17 protein-coding genes and 1 other annotated feature are annotated in these 12,298 nt (G+C 48.5%); of the genes, 3 read left to right on the top strand and 14 right to left on the bottom strand.

The window, feature by feature from the left end; genetic code table 11:
• Positions 1–35: 35 nt before the first annotated feature.
• The 14 genes from rplJ to LSE01S_RS03285 form a co-directional block, all read right to left on the bottom strand.
• Positions 36–542 carry a 50S ribosomal protein L10 gene (rplJ, locus tag LSE01S_RS03345; RefSeq protein ID WP_061776213.1) on the bottom strand — a complete coding sequence of 169 codons (507 nt, stop codon included), beginning with the start codon at positions 540–542 and terminating at the stop codon, positions 36–38.
• Positions 543–566: 24 nt separating this feature from the next.
• Positions 567–694: a sequence feature (ribosomal protein L10 leader region), on the bottom strand.
• A 73-nt stretch (positions 695–767) separates the two neighbouring features.
• The gene (rplA, locus tag LSE01S_RS03340) at positions 768–1,463 is read right to left on the bottom strand and encodes a 50S ribosomal protein L1 (protein WP_061776212.1); all 696 of its coding nucleotides are present in this window, start codon (positions 1,461–1,463) and stop codon (positions 768–770) included.
• 98 nt (positions 1,464–1,561) lie between these two features.
• A complete protein-coding gene (rplK, locus tag LSE01S_RS03335) occupies positions 1,562–1,987 on the bottom strand; it encodes a 50S ribosomal protein L11 (RefSeq protein WP_011667358.1) in 426 nt (141 codons plus the stop codon).
• 248 nt (positions 1,988–2,235) lie between these two features.
• Complete coding sequence (nusG, locus tag LSE01S_RS03330) at positions 2,236–2,787, bottom strand: transcription termination/antitermination protein NusG (RefSeq protein WP_061776211.1); 552 nt, start codon at positions 2,785–2,787, stop codon at positions 2,236–2,238.
• A gap of 122 nt (positions 2,788–2,909) precedes the next feature.
• Complete coding sequence (gene secE / locus LSE01S_RS03325; RefSeq protein ID WP_061776210.1) at positions 2,910–3,086, bottom strand: preprotein translocase subunit SecE; 177 nt, start codon at positions 3,084–3,086, stop codon at positions 2,910–2,912.
• Positions 3,087–3,134: 48 nt separating this feature from the next.
• Entirely contained in the window at positions 3,135–3,284 is a 150-nt protein-coding gene (gene rpmG, locus LSE01S_RS10770) for a 50S ribosomal protein L33 (protein ID WP_082622333.1), read from the bottom strand.
• A gap of 74 nt (positions 3,285–3,358) precedes the next feature.
• A complete protein-coding gene (locus tag LSE01S_RS03320) occupies positions 3,359–3,919 on the bottom strand; it encodes a sigma factor (protein WP_061776304.1) in 561 nt (186 codons plus the stop codon).
• A gap of 80 nt (positions 3,920–3,999) precedes the next feature.
• Entirely contained in the window at positions 4,000–4,548 is a 549-nt protein-coding gene (locus LSE01S_RS03315) for an NYN domain-containing protein (protein ID WP_061776303.1), read from the bottom strand.
• 27 nt (positions 4,549–4,575) lie between these two features.
• Positions 4,576–5,346 carry a 23S rRNA (guanosine(2251)-2'-O)-methyltransferase RlmB gene (gene rlmB, locus LSE01S_RS03310; protein ID WP_061776209.1) on the bottom strand — a complete coding sequence of 257 codons (771 nt, stop codon included), beginning with the start codon at positions 5,344–5,346 and terminating at the stop codon, positions 4,576–4,578.
• Complete coding sequence (locus LSE01S_RS03305; RefSeq protein ID WP_061776208.1) at positions 5,346–5,753, bottom strand: Mini-ribonuclease 3; 408 nt, start codon at positions 5,751–5,753, stop codon at positions 5,346–5,348. Before LSE01S_RS03305 ends, rlmB begins: the two co-directional genes overlap by 1 nt.
• Entirely contained in the window at positions 5,753–7,165 is a 1,413-nt protein-coding gene (gene cysS, locus LSE01S_RS03300) for a cysteine--tRNA ligase (protein WP_061776207.1), read from the bottom strand. The genes LSE01S_RS03305 and cysS overlap by 1 nt, the downstream gene beginning before the upstream one ends.
• 132 nt (positions 7,166–7,297) lie before the next feature.
• Complete coding sequence (locus LSE01S_RS03295; protein WP_061776206.1) at positions 7,298–8,476, bottom strand: PIN/TRAM domain-containing protein; 1,179 nt, start codon at positions 8,474–8,476, stop codon at positions 7,298–7,300.
• 34 nt (positions 8,477–8,510) lie between these two features.
• Positions 8,511–9,884, bottom strand: a complete 1,374-nt coding sequence (radA, locus tag LSE01S_RS03290; RefSeq protein WP_061776205.1) for a DNA repair protein RadA — start codon at positions 9,882–9,884, stop codon at positions 8,511–8,513.
• Positions 9,885–9,979: 95 nt separating this feature from the next.
• Positions 9,980–10,519, bottom strand: a complete 540-nt coding sequence (locus LSE01S_RS03285; RefSeq protein ID WP_061776204.1) for a dCTP deaminase/dUTPase family protein — start codon at positions 10,517–10,519, stop codon at positions 9,980–9,982.
• Positions 10,520–10,676: 157 nt separating this feature from the next.
• Here LSE01S_RS03285 and LSE01S_RS03280 point away from each other — a divergent pair, with 157 nt between their 5' ends.
• From LSE01S_RS03280 to LSE01S_RS03270, 3 genes are all read left to right on the top strand, one after another.
• Positions 10,677–11,036 carry a hypothetical protein gene (locus LSE01S_RS03280; RefSeq protein ID WP_061776203.1) on the top strand — a complete coding sequence of 120 codons (360 nt, stop codon included), beginning with the start codon at positions 10,677–10,679 and terminating at the stop codon, positions 11,034–11,036.
• On the top strand, positions 11,017–11,703 hold the full coding sequence (rpiA, locus tag LSE01S_RS03275; RefSeq protein ID WP_061776202.1) for a ribose-5-phosphate isomerase RpiA: 687 nt from the start codon (positions 11,017–11,019) through the stop codon (positions 11,701–11,703). Before LSE01S_RS03280 ends, rpiA begins: the two co-directional genes overlap by 20 nt.
• A 213-nt stretch (positions 11,704–11,916) precedes the next feature.
• On the top strand, positions 11,917–12,298 hold a 382-nt coding region (locus LSE01S_RS03270), incomplete at its 3' end, for an aldo/keto reductase (protein ID WP_174520180.1).

The raw sequence follows: 12,298 nt of genomic DNA, 5'->3' as shown, positions 1-12,298 counted from the left end.
AATAATTGGGTTTATTTTTTGTGTAGCGTGGGTACTTAGGCTGCGTCGCCTTCGTCACCCTTGTCAACGATAGCCTTAATTGCGTAGGCCACGTTCCGTACTGGTGCTTGAAGTTCGCTAGCCAGCATGGAGAGCAAGTCTTCACGACTAGGCAAGGTAGCGTAGGTGTTGATTTCATCAACGGAAACGATCTTTCCTTCGATGTAACCCCCCTTGATTTCAAGGGCGTCTACACTATCAGCAAATTTCTTCAAAATCTTGGCTGGGGCGATTGGATCCTCGTCAGAGAAAGCAACGGCAGTAGGACCTGCGAAGACTTCGTTTAAGTCACCGTAGCCCGCCTTGTCGGCAGCCCGAGTCAAAACCTTGTTTTTGATGACGTTCATCTGAACGCCGGCGTCACGTAATTGCTTCCGTAAGTCGGTTACTTGTTCAACCGTTAAACCACGGTAGTCAACGACAATGGCACTCGTTGCGTTGTTAAACTTGTCAACAACGGCATCAACATGTTTTGCTTTAACAGCAATAGCTTGTTCACTCAAATTGTTCACCTCCCAGAGTAGATTGGTGGGATAAAAAAATCCCTATGCCACCAAGACATAAGGAAACAAAAGTTTAAGTAAACTTCTGCCTCGGCAGGCATCGATTAAGGCCGTTGGGCCACCTGAGTCTTAGGTAGATCTATTAATAACTTTAATAGCATACAATACTCAACAGCCAGTGTCAACGTATTGAGAGGGATTTTTTTATTCACTTCATAACTTGGACTAGATCATAGTGCTCAAGTCAACGTCGACACTAGGGCCGAACGTAGAAGCGATTGAAACGTGTTGAACGTAAGTCCCACGCACAGCGGCTGGACGAATACGTACAATCGTTTCGGCAATGGTCTTCAAGTTGCCGGCAAGCTTGTCAGCATCAAAGGAAACCTTACCAAATGGAACAGCAACGTTACCATCCCGGTCAGTCCGGTAAGTAACTTGACCGTTCTTAGCGTCGGAAACAGCCTTTTCAACGTTCATCGTAACAGTCCCCGTCTTAGGGTTAGGCATTAAGCCCTTAGGTCCTAAGACACGGCCTAAACGACCAACTTGGGCCATCATATCTGGCGTTGCAATTGCAACGTCAAAGTCCAACCAACCGTCTTGGATGCGTTCTACTAAGTCTTGTTCGCCAACGACATCGGCACCAGCTGCTTCAGCAGCCTTAGCTTGGTCACCCTTGGCGAATACAACAACCGTTGTATCCTTACCAGTACCATTAGGAAGTACCAGTGCGCCACGGAGTTGTTGGTCCGCTTGCTTTGTATCAACGTTAAGCTTGAAAGCAACTTCAACAGTTGCATCGAACTTAGCGAAATCCATCTTCTTTACCAAATCAATGGCGTCGCTCATGTTGTAGACCTTGTCGGCCTCAACCATCTTGACGGCGTCTTGATACTTTTTACCTCGTTTGTGAGCCATTTTTGTGTATTCCTCCTTGCAAATGTGGTTGTAACGGATAAACCTCCCACTTGACACATTTCATTTTCGTGAAGTGTCCGACTATCCGAAAACTGAGCTTAACCTTCGACCGTGAAGCCCATGCTCCGGGCAGTACCTTCAATCATGCGCATAGCTGCTTCAACATCAGCTGCGTTTAGATCTTGCATTTTAGTTTCAGCGATTTGCTTAACTTGATCCTTGGTTACAGTTGCAACCTTGTTCGTGTTAGGTTCGCCAGAACCGTGTTCAACACCAGCAGCCTTCTTCAACAGCGTTGCTGCTGGAGGAGTCTTGGTGATGAAATCAAAGGAACGATCTTCATAGACACTGATCACAACAGGAATGATCATACCAGCTTGGTCAGCGGTACGAGCGTTGAATTCCTTAGTGAAGCCCATGATGTTAATCCCTGCTTGACCTAAAGCTGGTCCAACTGGGGGAGCTGGGGTTGCTTTACCCGCAGGAATCTGTAATTTGACGACATTAGCTACTTTTTTAGCCACGAGACAATACCTCCTTGAGTCCGTGTGTGGTAAGTGGAGCTGTTAGTTTGCTCCTCCCACGTTAACTGTATGCTCTAACGCATACTTGAGAATCATACCACACTTTACTAACTACAACAAGTTCATTTTGAAACCAATATTTTAGAATCGTCCACGACGATTAAGCCTGATAAACCACGGATTTGGCCTGCTCGACTGCGAAATACTCGACCAACCGACGTGCGGTAGTCAGCAGCGTCATGAACGAATTAACCTAAGATCGGATCAACTTGGTCAAAGTTCAGTTCAGTACTGGTTTCCCGACCGAACATATCAATGTTAACCTTCAACTTCATCTTTTCGTCATCGACTTCGGTAATCTTACCAACTAAGCCGCTGAAGGCCCCATCCACGATGGTTACGGAGTCACCAGGAGCAACATCCAGTTCAGCATGCCGGGCTGAGATACCAACACGACGGAGAATCCGTTCGACTTCGTCAGGTAACAATGGCGTTGGCTTACTACCTTGACCATGAGAACCTAAGAAGCCAGTAACCCCAGGCGTGTTCCGGACGATATACCAGGCTTGGTCACTCATGACCATTTCGACCAAGACATAACCAGGGAAAACCTTTTCCATGGAAACCTTGTCCTTACCATTCTTAACTTCATGTTCCTCTTCTTCAGGAACGACCACGCGGAAGATGTTATCTTGCATCCCCATTGATTCGGCCCGTGATTCCAAGTTTGCCATGACTTTGTTTTCGTATCCTGCGTAAGTATGCAGAACGTACCATTGTTTTTCAGCTGACTCAACCATGTATGGTGCACTCCTTTAATGTCTTTGACTTTTCGAGCAAAATAAAAAAACTCCGCATACACGAAGTTCCCGTTAGCTACTAATATAGCATATTTAAGCTGCTTTGACCACCGATAATTCCACTACGAGAGGAACTTCAAGCCGTATTGAACGACCCAGTCCACAGCCCCAAAGAAGATGGAGAAGAGCACTGAGATGCCAATAACCGTTCCGGTATCATGCCGAAGCTGCTTAATGCCTGGCCAAGAAACTTGTTTCATTTCCTTGCCGACCGATTTGAAGAAACGGAATAAATGCATGGTGTTGCCTCCCTAATGTTAGTATCCGTTATAAGCTGAATTCATCAATTAACGTGTTTCGCGATGCAACGTGTGCTTCCCGCAAAACTTACAAAACTTCTTAACCTCAAGTCGCTGAGTCCGGGTTGCACTCGCTGTGATGGTGTAGTTTCGTGACCCACAAACGGAACAGGCCAACGCAATCTTTCCTTGTGACATTTTGCCACCACCTTTAATAAAATCCTGTCTAACTCATACTGTAGTAGCTTACCATCATTGGACAAGGCCGTCAATCATTCGGCCAAGACTCGTCGTAGTTTCGCCTGACAACGGTAGGCCGCTGCGGTCGCTTGCGCAGTGGTTAATCGTTCCTGGCGGCTAATCTCGGTCAGGGTTGCTCCCCGCACCAGGCCAAGGAAGACTACCCGTTCAACGATTGACAACCGACTCTGAACCAACCCCACGGCTTCTTTAACTTCGAGTTGTTCACGAATGACCCAACGGGGGTCAACCAGCGTATCCGCGAAAAAGGGGCCATTGGCATCGATTGAAACCACACCACGATTGCATTGCCGCTTCTGTGCTCTACTCTGGCGAATCAGGTCGTATACTCGATGCATCAGGTTTAAGCGGTAAAAGGCGCCAAAGTTCACGGACCGGCTCAGTTGAAACTTGGTGACCACTTGACAAAATACCATTAACGCCTCTTGCTCCCAGTCGTCTTGGTCATAGCCCGGAATAAAGTACCGTTGCCGTAGCCGCAACAAGACTGGTCGATACCGATCAAAAAGCACTGGCAAGGCGGGCGACTCGGCCGTCCGACGAATCATTTCAATTAACACGATGTCACTCATGGTTTTCAATTAAAAAGGCCTCCTTCAACTGGTTACTCCAGTGTAAAGGACGCCTCAGTAATCCCTTAGCGAACACCCGTTTATTTTTTCTTCGGGCGTTGCTGCGGCCGAGACATCATTTGGTCTCGTAATTTTTCTAATTTATAGAGTTGTTGGTCATTCCACGGTGACTTCCGCACAATTCCCCGATCGGCGTACTCCCGAGCAGTCTGCTTCACTTCATTCTGTGCCCGCTCGATATCCCGCAGCAATTCTCCTGCCGGAATACGTAGTGCTCCTTCAGAAAAAATCGTCCATTGCTCGGCCTGGTCACTGGTCGCAACCGTGACCTGTGTGAACCTCGTCTGCCGTTCCTTCGCCAAACGTTCTATATAACTATCGGCTGTTTCGTCCCGATTGGTCCAAACGACCTCCAAGTCAAATTGCCGATAGCTCTTGGAAATTCCGGGGACGTACATGGCATCAAAGACCACTGTGATGGCCGCATCCCGTAGCTTACGATAGTTAGCCAACATATTTAAGAGTTGGTCTCTGGCTTCTGGTAACCGATCGGTCAACTTTAGACGGTTGAGTTCGGGCCAGTTGCCGATCATATTATAAGCATCGACAATTAAAATATCTTTTTTCATTTTTTCCCGCACTCATTCCTTCTAAAGTTAGTGTTGAACCGGATGCCGAGAGCTAAATCCTTGGTACATCAAGAGTCCCGCAGCCACACTGGCGTTCAGGCTTTGAACTTCCCCAACCATAGGAATGGTCAGCATCTCATCGACGGTTTCCTTTAACAAACGGGAAATTCCCTTGCCTTCGTTACCAATAATGAGGGCACTGGCCCCCTTAGCATTCCAGTCACGATAATCGGTGCCGTCCATGTCAGTGCCAAAGACCCAGACGCCCCGGTCCTTCAAGTCACGCACGGTATTAACCAGGTTAGTGACCCGAGCAACTGGCACCCGTTCGATGGCCCCGGTAGACGTCTTAGCCACCACCGAGGTCAAGCCCACTGCCCGACGTTTGGGAATGATCACCCCATGCACGCCACTAGCATCGGCGGTTCGGAGAATCGAACCCAAGTTGTGAGGATCTTCGACGCCATCCAAGATCAGAAAGAACGGGGCTTCCCCAGCGGCCTCTGCCTTGGCAAACAAATCATCAACCGTGGCATATTCAAAAGCTGCAACACCTAACGCCACCCCTTGATGATTCTGGTGGTCAGTCAATTGGTCTAGCTTTTGCTTAGGCACTTCAGAAATAACCAGATGGCGCTTCTTAGCCAGCTGACGAATCTCATCGATAGCTTCCGCCTTCAACCCACTTTGTAAAAAGACTTTATTGATCGTTTGCTGACTCCGTAAAGCCGCAACGGCTGGATGACGACCGATAACAAAATCGGTGTCATTGGCTGGTGTTGTTTGTTCTGGATTCATTATTCAGTCCGCCCCGCTTCCACTTGTTCAATACACCATTGACTTAACTCATCCACCCGGTCCTGCTTACCGCTCAGAGCTAAGTAGCCCATCAAGGCTTCAAAACCGGTGGAGATCCGATAAGTCACGACGTCCGTATTCTTCGCGTGGGTGTAGCTCTTGGCATTACGTCCACGCTTGAACATCGTCCATTCGTCCTCGCTAAGAACCTTATCCTGTTCCATCAGGTTAATCAAGGCTGCCTGGGCCTTCGCGGAAACGTAATGCGTGGCCGTCTTTTGTAAATGATTAGGCTTGGCGAGTCCCTCGGCGATTAAGTGCCGCCGAATAATGACCTCGTAAGCAGCATCTCCCATGTAGGCCAATGCCACCCCATTTAATTGTCGATAATCTACTTCAGTTGTCATTAATTTCCCTTTCGCCAACGCGTCCCTTGGGGCGTGTCTTCCAAAATAATTCCTTGATTTTTCAGTTGTTCGCGGATTTCATCGCTACGCAAGAAATCTTTGTTCTTCCGTGCGGCAATCCGTTCAGCAATTAAGTCTTCGATATCTTGATCTGCTAATTCGGCCGCTTCCTGGAGTTCAACCCCAAAGACACTGAGCAAATCGGTTAACGTCTTACGAATGAAACTTAAGGTCCCCGCAAAAACCACTGGCCGTTCAGCATAAACATTCCCCAGTCGAGCGACTTCGTAGACCTCGGCGACCCCATTTTGAACATTGAAATCGTCATCCATGACGTCCATGTAATTGGCCACGATTTGCCGAACTTCTTGGTCCGTCTTCGGGTCATGACCACCCTCGGCATCCTTTAAGCGATAACCCATATTGTCGTAGGCCGTTTGCAGGCGTTCCAGATTACGTGCGGCCGTATCTAGGTTCCGTTGGCTATATTGGATCGGCCGTCGGTACTGCGTCGTCGCCATGAAGAACCGCAACGTCTGAGCGTCAACCGTCTTCAAGATATCATGCACCGTGACAAAATTTCCGAGCGACTTACTCATCTTCTCGTTCTCATCACCAACAGTCACGAACCCATTGTGTAACCAATAGTGCACGAAGGTCTTGCCGGTCTTGGCTTCACTCTGAGCGATTTCGTTTTCATGGTGGGGGAAAACCAGGTCTTCACCACCAGCATGGATATCAAACGTATCACCCAAGTAATGGGTCGACATCACGGAACACTCAATGTGCCAACCGGGACGACCGGCACCCCAAGGGGATGGCCAAGAGATTTCACCGGGCTTAGCCCCCTTCCATAGGGCAAAGTCAACGGGATCTTCCTTACGTGCGGTCTCTTCATCGGCCGTATGCTGGGAGGCCCCTTCCTCTAGGTCGTCTAACTTCAGGTGCGACAGTTCACCATAGTGGGCAAACTTATGCGCCCGATAATAGACATCCCCATCAACTGGGTAGGCATAGTCCTTATCGATTAAGTCCTGAACGAACTCAATAATTTCATTAATATGTTCCGTTGCCCGGGGGTTAACGGTCGCCGGTTCAATGTTTAAGGCTGCCGTATCTTCTTTGAAGGCTTTGATGAACCGGTCGCCCAATTCTGGCACAGTAATGCCTAATTTTTTAGCTTGCTTAATCATCTTATCGTCGACATCGGTAAAGTTAGAAACGTACTTCACCTTAAAGCCACGGTATTCAAAATATCGGCGAATGGTATCGAAGGCAATTGCACTCCGCGCATTCCCAATGTGAATATAGTTGTAAACCGTCGGGCCACAGACGTACATAGTGACCACGCCGGGGGTCATCGGTTCAAAGGTTTCTTTTTGGCGAGTCATGGTATTAAAAACTTTAAGCATCCCGAAACTCCTTTCGCGTCACGACATAAATTATGTCTATTGTAGCATATCCGACCAAAAATTAAGAAGTCGACCGGCAGCCAATAGGCAGACAGATCGACTTCTTAATCGTTTCGTTACGCTTCGACAACATTATGACGATTTTTTACCGTTACGATTGCTACCGTCAGACTTCTTACCACCGTTGCCATCTTCAATATTCTTACTTGAATGGACCGGTTTAGCAAAAATCATTCGCCCAGCGTCGGTTTGAATGGCACTCGTCACGACCACATCGAGTTGCTTGTTGATGAAGTACCGACCGTCTTCCACGACGACCATGGTCCCATCATCCAGATAAGCCACCCCTTGTTGCCGCTCGGTTCCGTTTTTCACAACCATTACATGCAGGTCTTCACCAGGAATAACCCGTGGTTTCAAGGCATTGGCCAATGAATTGATATTTAAGACCTGAACATTCTGGAATTGAATCACCTTGTTCAGATTGTAATCATTCGTCACGATAATCCCGCCATTTTGCTTGGCTAATTGGATTAGCTTGCTGTCAACTTCCGGAATATCCTCGAAGTCACCTTCATACATTTCGATCGGCATAATCTGTTCGTTTTGAAGTTTGTTCAAAATGTCCAAGCCACGACGACCCCGCACGCGCTTGATGGAGTCACTGGAATCCGCGATGTATTGTAACTCGTATAACACAAAGTTAGGAACCAACAACGTTCCTTCAAGGAAGCCAGTTTTAGCCAAATCATAGATGCGTCCGTCAATTAAAATGTTGGTATCCAAAATCTTATAATGATGAAAATTCGGCTCGCGGTCCTTGTCCAAGACCTCTTTGCCAGTATCTTCACCCGTCGACTTGCGACCGGGTGCTTGAAACAACCGTCGCCAATCTTCCAGCTTAAGCTTGCTGAGTCGAGTCCCGATCCGGAACCCAAGGTAACCAAAAAGAATCATCAATATCCACGGAATCACGGTATTGAAAAACACCGACTTTGATTCGCGAAATGAAACTGAAATTAATAACGCTAACACTAGCCCGACAATGGTAACCAAACTGCCAAAAATAAGCGTCATGGGGTTCTGTCGATTCAGGTACGCTTCAATCTTGTTAATCAACCGAAGCAATAAGCCTGCAAAGAGCAACCCGAGAATAAGAAAAATAAGTGCACCAACCAGTATGTTTACCGCCAGATTGTTCACCATTGGGCTAGTGACGCCTGAAATTTGCCAGACTCGAGGGAGATAGGCCGCGCCCATAACTCCCCCCAAAACGGCAAAGATGAATAAAACGACACTCTTTTTACGCATTTTAAATTTCACCCCCTTTCAATGCTGACCCAACCTAAACGTCGAGTGCTAGCTTTAATGTTTGTCGTAGGGTTGACACCCCAACGACGTCGATCCCTTTAGGCGGTACCCACCCTTGGAGATTGTTCTTAGGAACAAAGATCCGCTTGAAGCCTAACTTCTTGGCCTCGGCAACCCGCTGTTCAATCCGGCTAACCCGTCGAATCTCACCGGTCAATCCAACTTCACCGACAAAACAATCCGTAGGTTCGGTCGCGGTATCTTGGTAGCTTGAAGCGATGCTTAACGCAATGGCTAAGTCAATCGCCGGTTCATCGAGCTTAACGCCACCCGCCGCTTTTAGGAAGGCATCCTGGTTCTGAAGCATCAGATTAGCTCGTTTTTCCAGGACCGCCATCAACAACGAAACCCGGTTGCGGTCAAGACCGCTGGATGTTCGCTGGGCATTGCCAAAGACAGAAGGCGTAATCAATGCTTGGACTTCCACCAGAATTGGCCGTGTGCCCTCCATAGAGACCACGATGGCCGACCCCGTAGCGTCCTTGAGTCGTTCTTCCAAAAATATTTCGGATGGGTTAGCAACCTCGTAAAGGCCACCCTCACGCATCTCAAAAATTCCAAGTTCATTGGTCGATCCGAACCGGTTCTTCACCGCCCGGAGAATTCGGTAGGTGTGGTGGAGGTCGCCCTCGAAGTACAACACCGTATCCACCATGTGTTCCAAAATCTTAGGCCCGGCAATCGCTCCGCCCTTAGTCACGTGACCCACGACAAAAATGGTGATGCCGTTAGTCTTGGCGATCTGCATCAGCTCACCCGTTACTTCCCGGATTTGCGAAACGGATCCAATGGCCGAAGTCACCCCCGGCGCCTGCATGGTTTGCACGGAGTCGATGACCACATAGTCCGGCTGCATCTCTTCAATATTCGCCCGAATACTGGCCATATCAGTCTCTGGGTACAAATAAAGGTTGTCACTATTAACGACCAATCGGTCCGCCCGCATCTTAATCTGTGGGGCACTTTCTTCCCCAGAGACATACAACACCTTGCCACCCGTGGCGCTTAACTGACCAGAAACTTGTAACAACAAGGTTGATTTTCCAATCCCCGGATCCCCACCAATCAGGATTAAAGAGCCCGGAACGATCCCGCCACCGAGTACCCGGTTTAGCTCCCCCATCTCGGTCTTCACCCGAGTTTCAGTCGTATGTTTTATCTCATTCATTAATTGGGGATGCGAATGTTGACCAGACGCACTAACTCGGGTTGATTGTGGCTTCGCCGTTGGCGTGACCACTTCTTCAACCATGGTATTCCACTCGCCACAGTTTGGACAGCGGCCCAAGTAACGTGGTGAACTGTATGCACAATTTTGACAAACAAAATTCGTTTTGGCTTTAGCCACCGTAGCTCCCCCTTAGAAGTTTCTTCTAGATACTTTTATTTTAGCATACCTACTAGGTGATCCTACACTAGTCTGTTGACACATTTTCTAAAGATTTACTTGCGATCCGATGAGCCGAAGCCCCCTTGCCGTTCCTGTTGTGGCGCCTGTTCGTCGTCAGCCAAATAATAGGGCATAAAAATTCCCTGGGCAATTCTTTGTCCCTGCTTAATCACGACATCACTCAGCCCAACGTTCACTAGCTGAACGAAGATTTCTCCCTCGTTCTTTTCATTGTTGTAGTAATCGGCATCGATAACCCCCACCCCATTTGGCAAGATTAGGTTATGCTTCAACGGATTACTAGACCGGTTAGCTAAGATGAGGACCTCACCGGGTTCCATGTACGCTTTAATTCCAGTAGGGACTAGCCAGGGCTTCAAGTCGTGCTGCCCGGCGGCCAGTTCGGCCGTTGTCAGGGGCGTCTTCTGCCATAACCGTTTGAAGGCATGCAATAGATCATGCCGCCAAATTGAGGGCAGCGTAAAATCTTCCGCACATTCAAAGTCGTAACCCGCCGCCTGTTGGGTTGTTCGATAAGGCAGTGACAAGCCCTGATCTTGGTACCGTGAGACAATTTCAAATCCACGTTTCATCATTGACACTCCTTCTATTAATAAATCGCTTTCGTTGGCTCTGTTACTAGAATAAGCAAACTATGAAGAGATTACCAGTAAAACCGCGGTCGGTCAAAAGGAGTTGACAATGCCCGCGTGATCGACCAAAATCAATTAGGAAATGGAGGTAGACACAATGGTAATCCAGGAAGCACCAGGGCAATTAAACCTGGTCGAAACCGATCAACGGCTGGCAAGTCTGCATTATTTGAGTTTATCCGAACACATCTGGGTGCTGGAACAGCTCTTCGTCCGCCCCGGCCAATCGGCCACCTTAGCTGATCACCTGATTAGTCGCTTCTTAGAAATTGCCGCGGACAATGCCGTGACCTTAAAGGTGCTCGACCCTTACGCTAAACGATACCTGAGTGTCCACCTAACTTCGTTACTGGCACCGAATCAGTTACCGGTCACTGGACCAAACGCGATTCAACCTGTCAGTGAACATTACCCATCTCTAGAGGAGGAAAAGACAAATGAATCAAGACGCCCTTAAGGCCCTCGTAGGCCAGGCTGCTGTCAAGTACGTTGAAGACGGGATGATCCTCGGTCTAGGGACCGGATCAACCGTTAAATACATGGTCGATGCCCTAGGCAAGCGAGTTGCCGACGAAGGCCTGCACATCATTGGTGTGGCGACCTCCGACCGGACCGCTAACCAAGCTGAATCCCTTGGTATTACCATCAAGAATCTGGATGACGTCGACCATATCGATTTAACCATTGATGGCGCCGATGAAATCGACGATAACTTCCAAGGCATCAAGGGTGGCGGTGCCGCGCACCTCTGGGAAAAGATCGTCGCCATCAACTCCACTAAAAACATGTGGATCGTGGACGAAAGTAAATTGGTCCACCACCTGGGCCAATTCCCACTGCCACTGGAAGTCATTCCCTTCGGTTCCACCCACGTCTTAGAAAAGCTGGACAAGATGGACCTCCATCCAGAATTCCGGATGAACGCCGACGGTCAGCACGTCATGACCGACTCCAAGAATTACATCATCGACCTGCACCTAGGCCGCATTGATCACCCCCACGAATTAGCAAATACCTTAAACGGCATTGTTGGTGTGGTTGAACACGGACTCTTCTTAGATACGGTAAACACCGTGATTGTCGGTCGCCCCGACGGTCCAGAAGTCTTAAACGCCCGCGACTAGTTCCAAATTAAATAACGGCTCCAGGTCACTCATTCAACCACCACACCGGCATTGGATGGGTGATTTTTTTGCGCTTAAAGGCAAAATCATTCCGTCTTTCTCTGAGGTATTCTCAGTGACGGTAAGCACCCATTCATGAAACTATTGGTACGGTAGTGTATCATTGGTCTATATTCGTTATGTTCCAAAATATTTGTAGAGCGAGGTAATTTCATGGAAACGACTCAATTAACCAACGGTGTGACCATCCCCATGTTAGGGTTTGGGACGTACTTGATCGACAGTCAGGACGTTCCGGCCGCGATCAAGACGGCCCTAGACGCTGGCTATCGCCATCTCGACTGTGCCCACATTTACGGCAATGAACCAGCGGTTGGTGCGGCCATCAAGGCTTCCGGCATCGACCGGTCCGACCTGTTTGTAACATCTAAGGTTTGGAACGCTGACCAAGGTTACGAGACAACCCTGGCCGCTTTTGACCGGACGTTAGCTGACTTACAGTTGGACTATTTAGATCTGTACCTGATCCATTGGCCTAACGAAGAAGACTTTGACTTGACCCTAGATACTTGGCGGGCTTTGGAAACCTTGTACG

Source organism: Levilactobacillus senmaizukei DSM 21775 = NBRC 103853 (assembly GCF_001592085.1).
GTDB lineage: Bacteria > Bacillota > Bacilli > Lactobacillales > Lactobacillaceae > Levilactobacillus > Levilactobacillus senmaizukei.
The sequence above is the reverse complement of the archived record's forward strand: the minus strand, read 5'-3'. Positions and strand labels throughout refer to the sequence as shown.

Coding starts and splice junctions, on each gene's coding strand:
- rplA (WP_061776212.1), bottom strand. CDS start 1,463: ATGGCTCACAAACGAGGTAAAAAGTATCAAGACGCCGTCAAGATGGTT.
- nusG (WP_061776211.1), bottom strand. CDS start 2,787: ATGGTTGAGTCAGCTGAAAAACAATGGTACGTTCTGCATACTTACGCA.
- secE (WP_061776210.1), bottom strand. CDS start 3,086: ATGCATTTATTCCGTTTCTTCAAATCGGTCGGCAAGGAAATGAAACAA.
- rpmG (WP_082622333.1), bottom strand. CDS start 3,284: ATGTCACAAGGAAAGATTGCGTTGGCCTGTTCCGTTTGTGGGTCACGA.
- LSE01S_RS03320 (WP_061776304.1), bottom strand. CDS start 3,919: ATGAGTGACATCGTGTTAATTGAAATGATTCGTCGGACGGCCGAGTCG.
- LSE01S_RS03315 (WP_061776303.1), bottom strand. CDS start 4,548: ATGAAAAAAGATATTTTAATTGTCGATGCTTATAATATGATCGGCAAC.
- rlmB (WP_061776209.1), bottom strand. CDS start 5,346: ATGAATCCAGAACAAACAACACCAGCCAATGACACCGATTTTGTTATC.
- LSE01S_RS03305 (WP_061776208.1), bottom strand. CDS start 5,753: ATGACAACTGAAGTAGATTATCGACAATTAAATGGGGTGGCATTGGCC.
- cysS (WP_061776207.1), bottom strand. CDS start 7,165: ATGCTTAAAGTTTTTAATACCATGACTCGCCAAAAAGAAACCTTTGAA.
- LSE01S_RS03295 (WP_061776206.1), bottom strand. CDS start 8,476: ATGCGTAAAAAGAGTGTCGTTTTATTCATCTTTGCCGTTTTGGGGGGA.
- LSE01S_RS03285 (WP_061776204.1), bottom strand. CDS start 10,519: ATGAAACGTGGATTTGAAATTGTCTCACGGTACCAAGATCAGGGCTTG.
- LSE01S_RS03280 (WP_061776203.1), top strand. CDS start 10,677: ATGGTAATCCAGGAAGCACCAGGGCAATTAAACCTGGTCGAAACCGAT.
- rpiA (WP_061776202.1), top strand. CDS start 11,017: ATGAATCAAGACGCCCTTAAGGCCCTCGTAGGCCAGGCTGCTGTCAAG.